This window comes from Limisphaerales bacterium, assembly GCA_014382585.1.
Taxonomy (GTDB): Bacteria; Verrucomicrobiota; Verrucomicrobiia; order Limisphaerales; family UBA1100; genus JACNJL01.
Map to the genome: position 1 here is coordinate 1 of JACNJL010000015.1, position 17,785 is coordinate 17,785.

The 17,785-nt window shown below is 58.1% G+C and carries 17 protein-coding genes and 1 tRNA gene; 8 read left to right on the forward strand and 10 right to left on the reverse strand.

Annotated elements, in window-relative coordinates; translation table 11 throughout:
• Positions 1–81: 81 nt before the first annotated feature.
• The gene (locus tag H8E27_00470; GenBank protein MBC8324095.1) at positions 82–987 is read right to left on the reverse strand and encodes a hypothetical protein; all 906 of its coding nucleotides are present in this window, start codon (positions 985–987) and stop codon (positions 82–84) included.
• A 98-nt stretch (positions 988–1,085) separates the two neighbouring features.
• Here H8E27_00470 and H8E27_00475 point away from each other — a divergent pair.
• Positions 1,086–1,175 (forward strand) — tRNA-Ser (locus tag H8E27_00475).
• Between the two features lie 398 nt (positions 1,176–1,573).
• On the opposite strand, the gene H8E27_00480 is transcribed toward H8E27_00475, so the two are convergent.
• Positions 1,574–1,903, reverse strand: a complete 330-nt coding sequence (locus H8E27_00480) for a hypothetical protein (GenBank protein MBC8324096.1) — start codon at positions 1,901–1,903, stop codon at positions 1,574–1,576.
• A gap of 163 nt (positions 1,904–2,066) precedes the next feature.
• On the opposite strand from H8E27_00480, the gene H8E27_00485 reads away from it, so the two are divergent.
• The 3 genes from H8E27_00485 (at position 2,067) to H8E27_00495 (ending at position 5,594) form a co-directional block, all read left to right on the forward strand.
• A complete protein-coding gene (locus H8E27_00485) occupies positions 2,067–3,284 on the forward strand; it encodes a hypothetical protein (GenBank protein ID MBC8324097.1) in 1,218 nt (405 codons plus the stop codon).
• Between the two features lie 52 nt (positions 3,285–3,336).
• Positions 3,337–4,857 carry a YifB family Mg chelatase-like AAA ATPase gene (locus H8E27_00490; GenBank protein ID MBC8324098.1) on the forward strand — a complete coding sequence of 507 codons (1,521 nt, stop codon included), beginning with the start codon at positions 3,337–3,339 and terminating at the stop codon, positions 4,855–4,857.
• Positions 4,858–4,961: 104 nt separating this feature from the next.
• On the forward strand, positions 4,962–5,594 hold the full coding sequence (locus H8E27_00495; protein MBC8324099.1) for a hypothetical protein: 633 nt from the start codon (positions 4,962–4,964) through the stop codon (positions 5,592–5,594).
• Between the two features lie 74 nt (positions 5,595–5,668).
• Here H8E27_00495 and ald read toward each other — a convergent pair whose 3' ends face one another.
• From ald to H8E27_00515, 4 genes are all read right to left on the reverse strand, one after another.
• Entirely contained in the window at positions 5,669–6,769 is a 1,101-nt protein-coding gene (gene ald / locus H8E27_00500; protein MBC8324100.1) for an alanine dehydrogenase, read from the reverse strand.
• 48 nt (positions 6,770–6,817) lie between these two features.
• Positions 6,818–7,822 carry a phosphatase PAP2 family protein gene (locus H8E27_00505; GenBank protein ID MBC8324101.1) on the reverse strand — a complete coding sequence of 335 codons (1,005 nt, stop codon included), beginning with the start codon at positions 7,820–7,822 and terminating at the stop codon, positions 6,818–6,820.
• Between the two features lie 102 nt (positions 7,823–7,924).
• Positions 7,925–8,638: a ribonuclease H-like domain-containing protein gene (locus H8E27_00510; GenBank protein MBC8324102.1), complete on the reverse strand. Its 714-nt coding sequence runs from the start codon at positions 8,636–8,638 to the stop codon at positions 7,925–7,927.
• A 100-nt stretch (positions 8,639–8,738) separates the two neighbouring features.
• Entirely contained in the window at positions 8,739–9,089 is a 351-nt protein-coding gene (locus H8E27_00515; GenBank protein MBC8324103.1) for a hypothetical protein, read from the reverse strand.
• Positions 9,090–9,305: 216 nt separating this feature from the next.
• Here H8E27_00515 and mutS point away from each other — a divergent pair, with 216 nt between their 5' ends.
• On the forward strand, positions 9,306–11,828 hold the full coding sequence (mutS, locus tag H8E27_00520) for a DNA mismatch repair protein MutS (protein MBC8324104.1): 2,523 nt from the start codon (positions 9,306–9,308) through the stop codon (positions 11,826–11,828).
• A 36-nt stretch (positions 11,829–11,864) separates the two neighbouring features.
• Here the strand turns inward: mutS and H8E27_00525 are convergent, their stop codons facing one another.
• The 3 genes from H8E27_00525 to prmC form a co-directional block, all read right to left on the reverse strand.
• On the reverse strand, positions 11,865–12,485 hold the full coding sequence (locus H8E27_00525; protein ID MBC8324105.1) for a hypothetical protein: 621 nt from the start codon (positions 12,483–12,485) through the stop codon (positions 11,865–11,867).
• A 61-nt stretch (positions 12,486–12,546) separates the two neighbouring features.
• Entirely contained in the window at positions 12,547–13,803 is a 1,257-nt protein-coding gene (gene murA / locus H8E27_00530; GenBank protein ID MBC8324106.1) for a UDP-N-acetylglucosamine 1-carboxyvinyltransferase, read from the reverse strand.
• Between the two features lie 28 nt (positions 13,804–13,831).
• A complete protein-coding gene (gene prmC / locus H8E27_00535; GenBank protein ID MBC8324107.1) occupies positions 13,832–14,686 on the reverse strand; it encodes a peptide chain release factor N(5)-glutamine methyltransferase in 855 nt (284 codons plus the stop codon).
• A gap of 99 nt (positions 14,687–14,785) precedes the next feature.
• Here prmC and H8E27_00540 point away from each other — a divergent pair, with 99 nt between their 5' ends.
• Both H8E27_00540 and H8E27_00545 read left to right on the forward strand, forming a co-directional pair.
• On the forward strand, positions 14,786–15,499 hold the full coding sequence (locus H8E27_00540; protein ID MBC8324108.1) for a LysM peptidoglycan-binding domain-containing protein: 714 nt from the start codon (positions 14,786–14,788) through the stop codon (positions 15,497–15,499).
• Positions 15,500–16,084: a hypothetical protein gene (locus H8E27_00545; protein ID MBC8324109.1), complete on the forward strand. Its 585-nt coding sequence runs from the start codon at positions 15,500–15,502 to the stop codon at positions 16,082–16,084.
• 14 nt (positions 16,085–16,098) lie between these two features.
• Here H8E27_00545 and H8E27_00550 read toward each other — a convergent pair whose 3' ends face one another.
• Positions 16,099–17,220, reverse strand: a complete 1,122-nt coding sequence (locus H8E27_00550) for a cysteine desulfurase (GenBank protein ID MBC8324110.1) — start codon at positions 17,218–17,220, stop codon at positions 16,099–16,101.
• Between the two features lie 89 nt (positions 17,221–17,309).
• On the opposite strand from H8E27_00550, the gene H8E27_00555 reads away from it, so the two are divergent.
• Positions 17,310–17,774 (forward strand): glycine cleavage system protein H, encoded by a 465-nt coding sequence (locus tag H8E27_00555; GenBank protein MBC8324111.1) that lies wholly within the window; start codon positions 17,310–17,312, stop codon positions 17,772–17,774.
• Positions 17,775–17,785: the final 11 nt, after the last annotated feature.

Sequence of the window (17,785 nt, forward strand, 5' to 3'; positions counted from 1 at the left end):
TTCGCAATGCGAAGGTCTGGAGTTCGACTCTCCATGGCTCCACCATTTTCATTTCCTAATTCTTGCCGATGGAAAGGCCGTTCACCTCACTCCTTCCACCGGGGGAAGGGGGCGATAGGTTTTGGCATCGGGATCAAGGAGGAGCACTTTGAATGCCCAGTCTTTGCCGGGCTCAAGGATTTGGGTGTAGGCAGAGACATTCGCATTGGGGATGACCTGGCCAGTGGCATCAAGCAGAGCGAAGTTAACTTTCACGGCGAGGTATCGGTATTGGGAAATATTTTTGATGGTTCCGGTGATGTATTGAGCTCCGTTATTTTTATCGGTTGTGAGGCGATGACTTTTAAGGAGGAGATCGGGGTCTTTCAGTTTGGCGGCAGCAGGCGCATTGGTGCCTGATTGCGCGGCGGCCGCTTCGGCAGGGGTCAGCTCTTTGCGCAGCCCGACTTTGACGAGGACTGCATGGCGGGTACGCTCGCGCAGCCCAAAAGGTTTGCCAGTGGTAGTCCATTGCAAAATGATGACGAGTAGTTCGCAGGCAATAATGATGCCGGCCACGAGTCGGAATATGGCGGAGCCGTCCCAGTTGCTGACGGTGGGTCGACGGTGGCCGCATTCAACGCAGACCTTCTCATCTTCGTTAAGCCGGGTGCCGCAATTGACGCAGGCATTGGGATCTTCCGGTTCGGCAGCGGGAATAGGGTCGATGGGTCCGGCGGATTGGGATGTGAGCTGTGTATCTACGGGTGCGGCGGCGGCAAAGGGATCGGGCTCCGCGCGGCCACGAACTGGCGGGGAAACGCTGCCACGGCCACCACTGGATTTCATAGGAGGCGGGGCTTGGGGGGAGGCAGGTTTGGGCTGGTGCAGCTCGGTGCCTTGGCCGCAATGAGGGCACGCCACGGTGGTCCCCTCATAATCGGTAGGGTATTCCAGATGCTCACCGCAGGATTGGCAGGAGCATTTATACATGCCGGGGGCACTCATTTGCCCGGCCATTGAAACGTGCTGCGGGGAGGCGAAGCAAGGCCGAATCGCCAGAAAATCTTGCCGTGCGCCCGCACCTCCGCCACAGTGCGCGTCCCGGAGGGGTGGCTGAGTGGTCGAAGGCACACGCTTGGAAAGCGTGCGTAGGTTTACCCCTACCGCGGGTTCGAATCCCGCCCCCTCCGCCACCATTTACAATTCCTTTTCAACCACACCGGTTTGGGCAATGTCAACAACCCGTGAAGAGCCGGTGCATACGAAATAATAACTCCAGCTTGGCTGAGGGAGAATTTGTGATAATTTCTTCTGCGTTGAGCGGCTCTTCGGAGCCCCTCGGTCAGCCAGTTGACCACTTCAGAAGAAAGCAGTCCTTCGGGGCAGTGGGAATCTGAAAACCTGAAAGTCAGGCCTTCGGGCCAGTCAGGAAGGGGTCAGCCGGCAGGTGCCCTACCAAGGGCATTGACCTTCGAGTGAAAGCCCGCAAGGGACGGATCGAAAAGGATTGGTAGCCGCCCGGCGATTGAACTTCGGTTGAATCCAAGGGCGGCTTTTTTGTGCCGTTTTTTTGTGCCGCTTTCTTGAAAAATTAATTCTGCCAAACCGCGTACCCTTCCGCCCGCAATTCCTCTGCCAGCGAAATCTCTTTTGCCGCTGCCGTCTCGTAGCTCATCGGGTTATAGCATTCATAAAGCTCCGGCAACAAATGCAGCCCGTATTTTTTCACGTACCCGCTGGCTTTGTAACCGCGTTTGTGATTTTCAAACCGCACCTCCGGATCCAACCCCGTCATCCCCACGTAAAAGCAGGACAGGTAAGGATCAAAATTCGGATTCGCAGCGCAAAATTTTTTCTCCTTCAAGACCGCCTCATCCAGCTCAACCACGTAAACGCTATGATGTTTCTTGGCCATTGGCATTTAGCAAAAAATTTTCAGCAATGTGTACAGGTTCACTGAAAAACTCATTCGCGCAACTATACCGCCGCAGACGATGGGCACGAAGATAATCCGTGATCGACAGCATCCCCGCCACCAATGACTTTTCTTTGACAGAGACCATGGGGTGGCGTTTGGTTTCTGCATGAAATGCATTCGGATTTTGTTGACCGGTTTTATTTTTTCAACCGCCGCAATAGCGCAGCCGTTTGAGCGGACGTTTTCATTTGATTCGGGTTATTTTCGGAAACTCAATTCGGATCGCGCGTGGGAGCATTTCGGGCGGGAGTGGGTGGACTTGAATGCGTACGCGCTTGAACAGCTGGATATGACCGGGCGTTGGGGAGTTTCACGTGAAGGCGAGTTTTTGATCGGCAGCACGCTGGGCCTTTACACGATGAATGTGTACAAGGTCAGCCATCACGAGTTCGGCCACGGCTCGCGCTTGGAGGCGTTGGGGTATCGCACCAAATATCGCAGCGGCGCGACCGGCAGCACCACGCGATCGCCGTGGCAATTTTTTGGGCGGCGTTTTCTCGATCCCTTCAACGATGCGTACGCGGTGTACAGCACGAGTGATCGCGAGTTCACCTCGCCCGTGCGGCGCTTTGTGAATGCCGATGGCACGCTGACCAATGACGGCAAAATCCTCATCACCACCGGCGGCCTCAATAACTCGATGGCGTTTGCCGGCAGCCTTGGCGAGCGCCTGCGCGAACGCGGCGCGGCGCATTACAGCGAGTGGCTGCCGTACACAATGGCGCGATTGGACGCCACATTTTACGGACGCGGCAGTGGCGACCTCAGCGATCTCGAAACGTATTACTCCAACAAAGGCGTCAGCATTTCAAAAACCGATATGCGCGCGGCCAATCTCGTGGGCTTCGCGCTTAGCGCATCCACGTGGAGCTATTTGATCGGCGCGGGCGAATACGCCGAGGGCGGCGATGCGTGGGTGAAAAGTTACTCGTACAACGGCTTCGCGCTGCCGGACGTTGAAAATTATCTCACCACGCGCGGCATGTCGTGGAAGCTCAGCAGCGGGTATCGATGGGATGCCAACACGTATTTCCCATTCGCCGCCGAAGCCGTCCTCACCGGCGCGGGCCAGCAGGAATACACGATGGGCGTGCGACATCGCAACGGGTTGTCGGATGATTCATCGGTAGACGCCAGCTTGCGGCTCGGGCGCGGCGTGGGGCTTGGGCTGGGCTTCACTCAACGCATTTCCGAGCAGTGGTCGCTCTCCCTCGGCTGGGATCATTTCAACGGACGCAATCTGCACGGCGAACGCAATGCGGTGAGTTTTGAGGACGGCGAAACTTCAGATGAAATCTGGGCACGCTTGTCGTTTATTTTTTGAAGTCCTTTATATTTTAATTCACAAATACCAGAGCAAGGCGTATCCTGCGCCGATGCTCTCCAAGGTTTATGCGGCTGCGTTGCGTGGTGTGGAAGCGGTGCCGGTAGAGGTGGAAGTGAGCGTGGGGCCGGGCGAACAAAAAGTCGTGGTCGTCGGTTTGCCGGATGCGGCGGTGCGGGAATCGGTGGAGCGCGTTTCTGCGGCGCTCACCAGCTCGGGCTTTCATTTGCCGCCGGGCAAAACGACCATCAATCTCGCCCCCGCTGATCTGCGCAAGGAAGGGCCGAGTTTTGATTTGGCAATCGGGATCGCATGGCTGATGGCGAGCGAGCAATCGAGCATCGGCGACGCGGCAGACTACGCGATCATCGGCGAGCTGGCGCTCACCGGAAAAGTGCGGCGCGTGAAAGGCGTGTTGCCCGTGGCACTCAGCGCGCGGGCGGAAGGCCGGCGCGGTTTGTTGGTGCCGCCGGATAACGCGGCCGAGGCGGCGGTCGTTGAAGGGCTCGAAGTCATCCCCGTGAATAATCTGCGCGAGGCGGCGAGCTTCATCGCCGGCACCGCGCCCATCACGCCAACGCACGTGGACACGCAGGCATTGTTCGAACATCAAGCCAATGGCGAGTACGACCTCAGTGAAGTGAAGGGGCAGGAAACCGTGAAGCGCGCGCTGGAAATCGCTGCCGCGGGCGGGCACAATTTGATTCTCATCGGCCCGCCGGGCACGGGCAAAAGCATGATCGCCAAGCGGCTCGGCACCATCCTGCCGCCGCTCACTTTGGACGAAGCGCTCGAGACCACGCGCATCCACAGCGTCGCCGGATTGCTGGAGGCCAAGCAGGCGCTCGTCACGCAGCGGCCTTTCCGCGCGCCGCATCACACCGCGAGCGATGCGGGATTGCTCGGCGGCAACATCAACCCATCGCCCGGCGAAATTTCGTTGGCCCATCACGGCGTTTTGTTTTTGGACGAACTGCCGGAATTCCGCCGCAGCGTTTTGGAGACGATGCGGCAGCCATTGGAGGACGGCCACGTCACCATCAGCCGCGCCGCGGGCACGATGACGTTTCCCTCCGAATTTATGCTCGTCGCCGCGATGAACCCCACACCCGACGGCAAGATGCCCGCCGAAAGCCGCAGCAGCCCGCGCGAGATACAAAATTATCTCGGCCGCATTTCAGGCCCGCTGCTCGATCGCATTGATTTGCACGTGGAAGTGCCACCGGTGAAGTTTCGCGAAATGGATTCGCAATCCGGTGGCGAATCCAGCGCGACCATCCGCGAGCGCGTGCTCGAAGCCCGCCGCGCCCAATACCGCCGCTGGCGCGGCAAACCCAACTGCAACGCCCGGATGCAACCGCGCGACCTCCAAACACACTGCGCGCTCGACGATCCCACCCGCGATCTCCTCCGCGCCGCAATGGAAGAGCTCGACCTCAGCGCCCGCGCCTACGACCGCATCCTAAAAGTCGCACGCACGCTCGCCGACCTCGCCGGCACGAAGACGATCGGCGCTGAGCACGTTTCCGAAGCGATCCAATATCGCAGCCTCGACCGCCAAATTTGGACGTGAAATGGAGCCGGGGCCGGTGGCCCGGGCTACATTGACTCAGTCGATGGTCGGCCTCTTCGTTTCAATTAACGCTTTTGGTGGCGCGGTGTTACCTTTTCCACACAATGAATCTCGCAAACGTCCTCGGAACCATCGCGTTGGCCGCCGGCCTTTCGGGCTGTACGGGTCTTCAGCAATCGCAAACTTATTCGCCGCGCGAGGGCGATTTGGTTTTTCAGGCGCTGTCGTTGGAGGTGGATTTGGTGGTGGCCATCGAAGGGGTCACGGAATCGAATTACTCGCACGTGGGTGTGCTGCACAAACGCGCCGGGGCATGGACGGTGATCGAGGCCACGGGCGCGGGGGTGATTTATTCGCCGTTTGAAAAATGGAAATCGGTGAGCCGCGAGGGGCGGTGGGCGGTGTATCGCCTGAAGGCGACACATCAAAAGCATTTGCCAAATTTTTTGGCGAACCTCCATCCGCACGCGGGGAAGCCGTACGATTTTAAATACGAATTGGGGCAGGGAAATCTTTATTGCTCGGAACTGGTTTTTCACGCGTGGGAAAAAACGACCGGGCAAAAAATAGGCAAGCTGATCGCGCTGGGAGATTTGAATTGGAAACCTTATTTGGCGACCATTGAAAAATACAACGGCGGGCCAATGCCGCCGAATCAGAAAATAATCAGCCCAATCGAGCTTTCACGGGCAACGCAACTGGAGCGTGTTTACAATCACGGGCTCGACGATGAATGACTCCTCTGAAAACCGACCGGACGGGCGATCCTTGGTTGGTGGCCGTTCAGTAGCACCCGGCCCGTTGGCCCGAGCTACAACACCACTTCGGCGCACTCCATCCCGTGCGCTTCGGCGACGGCGGGGCAGGTGACTCGGCCGTTCATCACGTTGATGCCGCCGGGCAATTCGGGACGGGCGACGGCGGCTTCGGCAAGGCCTCGAGTAGCGATGAGATCCACATAGGGAAAGGTGACGTTGGTGAGCGCTTGCGTGGCGGTGCGGGCGTATGCGCCGGGCATATTCGCAACGCAATAATGGATGACACCTTCTTCGGTGTACACGGGGTCGTTGTGGGTGGTGGGCCGGCTGCTCTCGGCGCAGCCGCCCTGATCAATGGCGATATCGACCACCACACTGCCCGGCCGCATTGCGCGGAGCATTTCGCGCGTGATGAGCTTGGGCGCCTTGGCGCCGGGCACGAGCACGGCGCCGATAAGCAGATCCACGTGGGGAAGCAGTTCCATCAAATGCGCGTGGTCGGAATAAAGCGTATGGGCGGTATGCAACGTGATGTCCAGAAAACGCATCCGCTCGACGTCCACCTCGAGGATCGTGACATCCGCGCCAAGGCCGGTGGCCATTCGGGCGGCGTTGACGCCGCTGACGCCACCACCGAGCACCACTACTTTGCCCGGCAACACGCCCGGCACACCGCCGAGCAATGTGCCGCTGCCGGTAAAATGTTTGGCAAGATAATAGCCGCCGACGATGACGGACATGCGCCCGGCGATTTCGCTCATCGGCTCGAGCAACGGCAGGCGGCCATTGACTTCGATGGTTTCGTAGGCGATGGCGGTGCACTTGCTCGCGACAAGCGCCTGAGTCAGTTCCGGCACAGGGGCGAGGTGGAGATAGGTGAACAGGATTTGATCTTCGCGCAGCAGCCGGGTTTCCTCGGGCTGCGGTTCTTTGACTTTTACAATCAAATCCGCTTCGGCGTAGACGGCTTCGTGCGTGTCGCAAATTTCCGCGCCGGCCTGCGCGTAGTCGGAATCGGGATATCCGCTGCCCGCTCCCGCGCCGGATTCGACTACCACGCGATGGCCGCGTTGGGTGAGTTGGTACGCAGCAGAAGGCAGCAACCCGACACGGTGCTCTTCAGCCTTCACTTCACGGGGGACGCCGATAATCATTGGCGTAAGCTAACGGCAAAACGCACGGTGTCCAATGACGAATGTGTCCTAAAGTGATTCCTGTGAATCGTGCGAATCTGATGATGCGGTCGCGATCACAGTCCGTTTGCCGTGCGCGGCGCATTCGGCTTCCACATCGGCGCAGAGTTGGCTTTGGGAATACCACCGCGTCAGCCACAGACAACCGAGCGCCAGCGCGATGCCAGCCACCAAATCGATGCCGTAATGGTAGCGCAGAAACACCGTGGAAATCCACAACCCAACCACCGGCGCGAGCACCCACCAAAAATGGTTGCGCCGATGTTCCCAATCAAAGAGCAGCAAATACAGCGAAGCCGCCATATGAATGCTCGGAAAAACATCCACTCCATTCGTCCGCTGCGCGATGACGCTGCCGCCCACGTTGGTGAGCCAGCCGCCGGTGCGCGCGCCCATTTCCGCCACCGGCCCCGCCGCCGGCAGCAGCATATAGCCCACATAACCCAGCGCGTACAACGTGCAAAAGCCCACGAGACACACGCGGAATTTGTTCAGATTGGTGATAAAATAAAACAGCAACCCGCCCACGAGGTAGTAAAAGAAAAACAGGTAACATCCCATAAACAAATCCGTCACCCACGCCGCCGGCTGGGACGCCATCAGCGCACGCGGCAAGTCACCGAACAGCGCCACATCCCATTGACTCAACACGGCATCTTGATGCCAGGCAAGGTCGAGCCCGTGCGGGTTGTGCATCAACGGCACGGCGGTGGTCAGAGAAAAATATGAAAACGCGCTGACCGTCAAGGTGAACAGCATCCGCACGCGCCATCGATAAGGCGAAGGCCGCGCTTGGGTCCACGCCACAACCATCACCAACGAGAGAAGGTAGAACCCGTAGATGAATGTGCTGGAATGGGTGAAGCCAACTACTGCGCCGAGGCGCAACCACGCCGCACCAAGGAACAGTGCGAACACCACCTCGTGCGGCAGCACGTGCCAACGGTTTGGCAGTTTGACCGACCATTGCTGCGAGCCCACCCACTCGTTTTGTTTGTCGTGTGACGTAGCCATAGCACCACCGAAATTGGAACGGCTGGTTCGCCATCAATAGACCACAACTACACTCGAACCTCAAGCGAAACTTTCGCAAGCCAAACTTTATTCAAACGGGGGTTATCGGATTCCAGCCAGTCGTTCGGTCCAAATTTCATACAGCCGCGTGGTGGCCACCACGTCGCGCACGCAATATTCGGCAATGTCGCGGTAGCGGCCTTCGGCCATCAGATCGTTGACGTCCATCCCCGTGACGCCTTCGGCTTTGGGTGAATCGATACCGAATGCTTTGCAGTAAAAATCGAGGTTGAAGCGCCGCGCCGCACCCGTCCAGCCGCTCACATTGTAAAAGGTAAATTGCTCGGCGAGATCGCAATGCGGTTCCACTTGGAAACGGTAGCCCAGCCAATCCTTGCGCGAGATGGGCACGTTGAGCACGGCGGAGCGGAGGTAAAGAAAAGGCACATCAAAGGAGCGGCCGTTGAAGGTGCAAATCTTGTCATACTTGGCGGCGAGTTTCCAAAATTGATCGAGCAACTCTGATTCATCCATACACGCCACGTACTCCACCGGTCCTTCGCTCGGCTCCTCGAAGTCATCGGAAAGGTAAAGCACCTTGCCCCGGCCACTGTCCGCGTTCATCAGGCAAATGCAAACGCACTGAGCAGTGAAAGGCCAAAGATTGAATTGCTGGCCGATTTCCTCACGTTTTAGGGCTTTTTCGGCCTCATCACGCAGGCGTTCGGCGGGGCGAAAGAGATATTCAAGGCGGCCCTCATCCAATTCTTCGCGAGGCAGGGCAGAGGTTTCGATATCAAAAACAAGGCAGGACATACGGACAAGGTGAGACAGCCCCGCTGATTTGGCAATGCACAAAAAAAGATGGCGGACTCGCGTCCGCCATCGTGTGGAAATAGTTCTCGGTCGAAGGAGACTACTTCTTTTTAGCTTTTTTCTTAGCCGCCTTTTTCTTCGCTGGCTTTTTCTTAGCCGCCTTCTTCTTGGCCGGTTTTTTCTTAGCGGCCTTCTTCGCTGGCTTTTTCTTAGCCGCCTTCTTCTTGGCCGGTTTTTTCTTAGCGGCCTTCTTCGCTGGCTTTTTCTTAGCCGCCTTCTTCTTGGCCGGTTTTTTCTTAGCGGCCTTCTTCGCTGGCTTTTTCTTAGCCGCTTTTTTCTTAGCTGGCTTTTTCTTTTTGGCAGCTTTCTTCTTCGCCGGCTTCTTCTTTGCTGCCTTGTTCTTGGCAACTGTTTTCTTCACTGCTTTTTTCTTAGCTTTTTTCTTGGCCATGAAGTTTACCTCCTTCAGTGGTTATTGTAGGGAACCGCAAGCGATTCGGCTTTTCGTATACAATAGTTTCACCCTATTTGCATAGCATTTTTTTCAACAGATTGGAAAAAGTATTCACACGTTACGCACTGCACGCGCGCTAAAAAATTTCCCTTCGCCTATTTTTTTTTTTCAGTTAGCGTCAACGCGATGGCCGCGAAAACAAAACAGACGCCAATGATGGCGCAATACCATCGCTTGAAAAGCGATCTGCCTGAAGGCGCGGTGTTGTTGTTTCGGCTTGGAGATTTTTATGAAATGTTTTTCGACGACGCGAAAGTGTGCGCGGAAATTTTAAATATCACGCTCACCCAACGCGGCGCCACGCCGATGTGCGGCATCCCTCATCACGCGGCAGATAATTACATCGGCAAACTCCTCGCCGCCGGTCGCAAAGTGGCGATGTGCGAACAGACGGAAGAGGCGGTTCCCGGCAAGTTGGTGAACCGCGAGGTGACACAAATTCTTAGCCCCGGAACGCACTTCGACGAGAAGATGCTCACGGCCGGGCGAAACAACTTTCTTGCCGCGCTCAGTCGTGAAGGCAAAGCCTTCGGGTTAGCGGTCATCGACCTGACCACCGGCGATTTTAAGGCCACGGAAATGGCCGGCACCGCCGCAGTTCAAGCAGAGCTGGAACGCCTGAAACCCTCGGAAATCGTGCATCCAGCGGGCGATTCGAGCCTCGCTGCCGCCATCGCCGTCAGCCGCGCGGTGGTGAATGAACACGAGGGTTGGGTCTTCGCCAGCGACTCGGCGGAGTACACGTTGCGCGATCATTTTGGCGTGCAATCGCTCGACGGATTTGGCCTCAAAAATCGCCCCGCCGCCACGGGTGCGGCCGGGGGCGCGTTGCATTATTTAGTGAACACGCTGCGCCGCGATGTGGCGCATTTGCGGCAGTTGAATTTTTATGAGGACCACGACTTTCTCACGCTCGATGCCACCACGCTTCGCAACCTGGAAATTCTCGAACCGCTCACACGCGATGCGCCAAGTGTCGCGTGTCTTTATCACGCCATCAACCAAACCGTAACGCCGATGGGTGCGCGGCGTTTGCGCGATTGGCTGACACAACCGCTCGCCAATGCAGACGCCATCCACGCGCGACAGCTCGCGGTGCAAACGTGGGTGGAAGACGGCCCGCGCTTGGAGCAACTCCGCAACCGACTGCGCGAAGTGCGCGACTTGGAACGCACGCTCACTCGGTTGTCGGTCGGCACCGGCAATGGCCGCGATTTATTGAACCTGCGTTTTGCGATCGAACAATTTCCCGGCTTACGTTCGCTCATTGATGAAGCGCACGGCGAAGCGGCCGAACTGGAATTGCACGATGCGGAGGATGTCCCGTTGCTCACGCAACTGGCCGCGCAGTTGACGGAGCTGCCGGAAGTGGTGGCGCTGATCGCAGGCGCGATTGTGGATGAGCCGCCGCTGGCTTTACGCGAAGGCGGCATCATTCGGGAAAAGTTCAGTGCGGAGTTGGACGAACTGCGCGGCGGCGCCAGCGAAGGCAAGGCATGGATCGCACAGTTGCAACAACGCGAATTGGAAAGCACCCGCATCCCTTCGTTGAAGGTGCGGTTCAATAATGTGTTTGGCTACTTCATTGAAGTCACCAAAACGCATCTCGACAAAGTGCCTGCGCATTACGTCCGCAAACAAACCGTCGCCAACGCCGAGCGGTACATCACCGATGAGCTCAAGCAGATGGAGGATAAAGTGCTCGGCGCGCAGGAACGCAGCGAGAAGCTGGAGTACGAGCTGTACCTCCAAGTGCGCGAGGCGGTGCTGGAGCATTTGCGCGCCATCCAAACCGCCGCTGCCGCGCTGGCGCAGCTCGATGTGCTGGCGGGTTTTGCCGAAACCGCCCGTTTACACGGCTATTGCCGGCCGCACGTCGGCAGCGAGGGCACGCTGGAAATCCGCGAAGGGCGGCATCCGGTGCTGGAGCAAACGCTGCTGGACGAGCGGTTTGTGCCGAATCGAACGGAATTGGGCGGGCATAGTGGGGAAAAACAGGTTGCGCTCATCACCGGCCCCAATATGGCGGGCAAGAGTACTTATATAAGGCAGGTAGCGTTGATCGCGTTGATCGCGCATACGGGCAGCTTCGTGCCGGCGGCGGAAGCGCGAGTGGATTTGCTGGACCGCATCTTTACACGCATCGGCGCCAGCGACAATCTCGCGCGCGGGCAATCGACATTTATGGTGGAAATGAGCGAGACGGCCAACATTCTGCATCACGCCACCGATCGCAGCCTTGTGATCCTCGACGAAATTGGGCGCGGAACAAGCACCTTCGATGGGCTTAGCCTAGCGTGGTCCATCGTCGAGCACCTCCATCAACAACTCGGCGCGAAGACGCTTTTTGCCACGCACTATCACGAACTCACCGAACTATCGCAACGCCTGCCGCGCGTGTTCAACCTCAACGTGGCGGTGAAAGAGTACAACGAACAAGTCGTTTTCCTGCGGCAGATTATCGACGGCGCGGCGGATCAAAGCTACGGCATTCAAGTCGCGCGCCTCGCCGGCGTGCCGCAACCGGTGCTTACGCGCGCCAAAGAAATCCTCGCCAACCTTGAAGAAACCGACCTCACCGCCGCGGGCGGCACCCAGGGAACGACCAATCCCAAAGCCGAACGCAAAAAACTCCGCGACCTCACGCCATCACCGCAATTGGATTTGTTTGAATAGCGTGATGGGAGAACAAAGCTCCCGGGCTCTTGCTATTTATTCCTCCGGCGTGGTTCGGTACACCACCAACACGCCAAAATCCGAGCCCTTCTTTTCATCGGCCACAGCCACATACTGCACGGGATGCACGCCGATGAGGTTGTCTTCCTCGAGGGAACTGAGAAATTTTGAAACCGTTTCGTCGAAGTTATCTTTTTTACCCTTCACACAATCACCGTGCAAAATGGTTTTCACGCACAACCGATGGGCGGACATCGCCTCGCGTTCGAGCGATGCCATTTTGCTGCCGTGAAACCCCATCACAATTTCCTGCGGCGCAACCTTTGGCGACGGTGGCGCAGCGGGAGATGCAGCAGCTCCGGAGGGCGGCGCGGCAGTTGGCGTAGCAGCGGGGTTGCCTTGCGGCGGCGGCGCGGGTGCGGCACCTCCCACAGGCGGCGCGGCGAGCGCGGCAGCGGTGGCCTGCAAAGCCTCGGCTTCTTCAGCCGTGGGAAATAAAATGACCTGACCACAATTCTCAAGTGGGCAAGGGTATTCGCCTGCGTAACCGGTGTTCACCTGTGAAAGTTGTTCGGCGTCGATTTCAATCTCGCCCTTGCAGTGGGGGCAGTTGAACTTGAACATCCCGTTGGCGAAGCTGGGGTTTTCGTGTTTCATAGTCGGCCAATCACTTCGCCCACGCTAAATCACGCATCCGCTGGAGGCCAGCTTTTATGTCCTACTTCACGCGCCGGACTTTGGCGCCGAGTTTTTTCAGCTTGGCGTCCATGCGCTCGTAGCCGCGGTCGAGATGGTAAATGCGGTTGATGCGTGTGGTGCCTTTGGCCACCATCCCGGCAATGACGAGCGCGGCGCTCGCACGCAAATCGCTGGCCATTAGTTCCGCGCCGGAAAGCTTTTGCACGCCGTGCACAATGGCGCTCGGGCCTTCGATGGAAATCTCCGCGCCAAGCCGTTCCAATTCCTGCACGTGCGTGAAGCGGCTTTCGAAAATGCGTTCGGTGATAATGCTGATGCCGGGGGTTTGCGTCATAAACGCCATCATCTGCGCCTGCACATCGGTCGGAAAACCGGGGTGGGGCAGGGTGGTAATGTGAACACTGTGCAGGCCGCGCCCGCGTTTGAAGGTGAGTTTTCCTTTGGATTGCTCAACCTTCACTCCGCTCTCGCGGAGTTTTTCAATGACGGCTTTCATATGCTCGGGCCGCGCGCCTTTGAGAGTCACTTCGCCTTTCGTCGCCACGCCGGCGATGGCGTACGTGGCGGCCTCGATACGGTCGGGGATGACTTCGTGCTCCGCACCACCCAGTTCTTTAACGCCTGTGATGGTAAGTGTGGGCGAACCGAGCCCCTGGATTTGCGCGCCGATGCTGTTGAGAAACTTGCCGAGGTCGACCACCTCCGGCTCGCACGCGGCGTGTTCGATGACCGTGATGCCTTCAGCCAAAGTGGCGGCCATCATTGCGTTGGCCGTGCCAAGCACCGTGGGCCCCGCGCGACCGCCGAGGAACATTTCGCCGCCAACAAGCTTGCGTGCTTTGGCGATGATGTAGCCGTTTTCGATTTCCACTTTGGCGCCGAGCGCTTCCATCGCCTTGCGGTGAAGATCCACGGGGCGCGTGCCGATGAGGCAACCGCCCGGCAACGACACGGTGGCTTTTTTCAAACGCGCCAGCAACGGCCCGAGCACGCAAAGCGAACCGCGCATTTTACGCACCAAATCGTAATCGACGAAGTCGCGCACTTTTTCGGCGCGCACGGTGACGGTGTCTCCATCGATTTTAGTTTTTGCGCCGAGGCTTTCCAAAATCTGGCACATCGTTTTCACGTCGGCCAAATCCGGCACGCGGCGAAGAACGCACGTCTCGCGCGTCAGCAGCGTGGCGGCAAGGATCGGCAACACGGCGTTTTTTGCGCCACTGATTTCCACCTCGCCGTGCAGCGGGGCGCCTCCTTTGATTTCTAAACTATCCATTCAGGGGGAAACTCCTCGCCCGCATTGTTCACGGATTAGCGGGAGAGGCAATCACCATCCGCAAAACGTTATTCAGGTCGGGCAACAAATCGCATTCGCCCCAGCCGGCTTCGGCGAGCAACGCGGCCACCGGCTCGGCCTGGCCATCGCCCACCTCAAGCATCAATCGGCCGGCCGGCTTCAGGCGCGGCAGGACTAGCTTTGCCAGCACACGGTAAAATTCCAGCCCATCCGCGCCGCCATCCAGCGCCAGCGCGGGGTCGTGCTCTCGCACTTCCGTTTGCAACGAGGGTAAATCGCCGGTGGGAATGTACGGCGGATTAGACAGCACCAAATCAAACGCCTCATCGCCGGGTAATCCCTCGCGGCCATCGCCTTCGTGAAACTCAATGTGCCCTGCCACGCCGTGGCGCTCCGCATTCGCGCGAGCCACCGCCAGCGCTGATGGGGAAACATCCAGCGCCATCACCCGCGCATCCGGGCAATGCGCGGCCACCACAATGGCGAGGCAACCGCTGCCCGTGCCGAAATCCAAAACCACGGGAGCAGGCAATCCGCTGGCAAATCCCCACGCTTGTTCGGCCAGTAATTCCGTTTCCGGACGCGGCACGAGCACTCGCCCGTTCACCTCCATTTCCAATCCACAAAAAACCGCCGTGCCCAACAGATGCTGCAACGGAATGCGCTCGCCGCGTTGGACGATCAACAAATCCCATTCGACCTGCTGAGCATCGGTCAATAATTTCGAATGACCTAATGCCAGCTCCGCCCGCGGGCAGTCCAAAATATGCGCCAGCAGCCACTCGGCATCCACGCGCGGCGAGTCCACACCTGCGGCGGCCAGTGTAACAGTAGCGGTTTGCAATGCCTCAGCGACGGTCATGGCGTATGCTTGAAAAATCACTGAAGCGGCGCAAGCCCAAAACCGTCCAATCCTTGCTTGGGGCTTGAATAATCGGCCTTGAGCGGTTACCTTGCCGCCATGAGGAGTGATACACGTTTTTCCATTTTGATGCTGAGCGCCGTAACCGTTATTGCGTTTGCCCAAGATCCGCCCAAGCCAACGCCGGTCCCCGTTCCGGTGGAGCCCGCCAAATCGCCGGCACCAGCGGTCAACCCTACCCCTGCGGCCACCCCCGCTGCGCCCACCGGTGCGCAATCGCGATATTATGCCGAACAATTTCGGCGGTTGCGCGGCGAGATTGAAGAGCTGAAGGGTGCCCACGCGTTGCAACAGCAACAGACCGATAAATTAAAAATTCAAATCAGGAATCTGAAGAACGAAAATCAAATGCTCACCCGCAAACTCGCCGGTAATTTTGCCACAGCTGACGAGGTGAAGGCGCTTCAGTCTGCGTTAAAAGAATTGGATGCCAATCGGCTTCAGGATCGCGCCATCGTTCAAAAAGCCCTCGCCGACCTTGGTAAACTCATTGCGAAAGTCGCCGAGCAAAAAGTCGCGCCCGTGGAGCCGAATCCGCGCGTCGTGGCAAAGAATTTTAAGTTCAACACGCACAAGGTGGAGACGGGTGAATTTCTCAGCAACATCATTGTCGCTTACAATACGGCATACAAAGAAGAGGGCCTCGGCACTGTGACTCAAAGCCAAGTGCTCAAGGCCAACCCCGGCCTCGATCCCAACCGATTGCTGGTCGGCCAAAAAATCAAGATCCCGCTTCCCGGGGAAATTAAATAGGTGAAGCTCATCCGCCGCATTCACCTGTTTCTCGGCTGTTTTTTCACGCCGCTGTTGTTGCTGTATTTGCTGTCGGGTTTTTATTTTATACTGAAGCCCGCGCGACAAAAAGATGACGGTGAGGCGCAGACGTTTCTGCAAAAAATCTGGTGGGTGCACACCGCGCAGGAATACCCGCGCACCACCGCACCGCTGGATCTCGAAGCTGAAAACCAGCCGCGCACGATCACCGATTGGGAAGCGGACACGCGGGCGTTCAAAATTCTGGTTTACATTATGGTCATCGGTGCCGTGGCCACGATGGCGCTGGGCATCGTGCTGGCCATCCGCAGCAGCAAAGACAAACGACCCATTTACATTTCGCTGGCGTTGGGGGTGCTATTGCCCGTTGTCATTTTGTGGGTCAGCCAGAAAATGGTCTCCAAGCCTAATCCGTTTCATCCGGACACCCCGCTGGATTCGCCCGTGCCGGGTATCCCAAGCGAGAGCGAAACCAACTCAATGTTCCCGCCCAACGGGATTGAGGGAGAAGGTGGTGGTGGCATCGGCGGCTCCATTGCGCCGCCTGCAAAAAAAGAAGATTAGCCGAAAGCCGCGGATCAATGGTCGCGTGAAAAATTGGCCGCCACTTCGGCAACGCCTTTGGCCAAATCTTGCCAATCATCCGCCGTCGTTTCCCAGCCGCTACTGAAACGCACCACGCGATCGGTGTCCGCTGCCGCCAATCCCATCGCCGTGAGCACGTGGCTCGGGGCTTCCTTGCCGCTGGCGCAGGCGCTGCCGGTGGACACTGCAAAGCCCGCCTTGTCCAGCTTCACCACCCAGCGCGCCCGGCAATCGCCCGGCAATAGCGCGGATACCGTGTTCCAAAGACGCCCTTCACCCGCGCCTAAAACCCGAGCATCGCCAAGGCTCGCCACAAATGCATTCCGCCAAGCTTCCCTCTCAATAATCGTGTCCTCCGCCAAAGCAGTTTCGCGCTCGGTCAGCGCCGCCATCATCGAGAGCACGCCGGCGACATTCTCCGTGCCCGCACGCCGCCCTTCCTCCTGCGGCCCGCCGACCAATTGCGGCCGCACCGCACCCGCCGACGGGCACTTCAAAAAACCCACACCCATCGGGCCGCCGAACTTGTGCGCGCACCCACTCACAAAATCGCATTCACCCAAACCCGCCGATGGCAATTTGCCAATCCATTGCGCCGCATCGCAAAAAAACGGAATGCCGTATTCCGCGCAAAGCTCCCGCGCTTCACGCCATGGCTGCAGCACGCCGGTTTCATTATTCGCCGCCATCATCGCGATGAGCCCGGGCCGCTGCTTCACCAATCGTTCGCGCAACGCTTCCAAATCCAAAACGCCGGATTCTGTCACCGACAGCGTTTTCAACCGGCCGTCAAATTGTAATTTCGCGGCCTCCAACACACACGGATGCTCAATTGCTGAAACCCAAACCTCAGCCTCCACCCCCAGCGTTTCCGCAAAATGATGCATCACCAAATTGGCGGATTCCGTTGCGCCCGAAGTCCAAACAAGATCCATCGCCCTACACCCCAAAAAATTCGCCAACGCCTCCCGCGCATCCGCCAACGCTTTCTCCGCCCGCGCCCCCAACCGATGCGGGCTGGAAGGGTTCCCGATAAACCGCCTACTCGCCTCCAGCCACGCCTCACGCGCGGCCGCGCTCAGTGGCGTAGTAGCATTATGGTCGAAGATAATCATACGGACGGACAGGATACGTACCGACTGTTGGCATTCGAGCCTTTTGTGGCTTGCCTCGACCGTTGGTTTCGGAAACCTTCACGGCACCGATGGCTCCGGAAAACAAAACTCTGCTGTTCAAGCGCGTCCATTTTGCAACGCGTTTGCCGGTGGACTGTGTTTACAGCCCATCGCATTTCTGGGCGCGGGAAACGGGTGAGGGCGTGTGGCGCGTGGGATTTACAAAATTTGCCACGCGGATGCTCGGTGAAATGGTGGACCACGGTTTCGAGGTGAAGGCCGGTGCGCCGATTGAGCCGGGGCAAATTCTTGGATGGGTCGAGGGCTTCAAGGCGATCTCGGATGTGTATGGATTTTGCGCGGGGGAATTGATTGGCACCAACCCCGCGCTGCAAACCAACATCGCGCTCATTAACAAAAAGCCTTACGCCAACGGCTGGCTTTATGAGGCACGCGGCACGCTCGATAACAAATGCGTGGACGCCGAGGGCTACGCCGCTATCCTCAACCAAACCATCGACAAAATGCTCGAGCAACAAAAGGCAGGCGAATGAGCCGCGCGCGC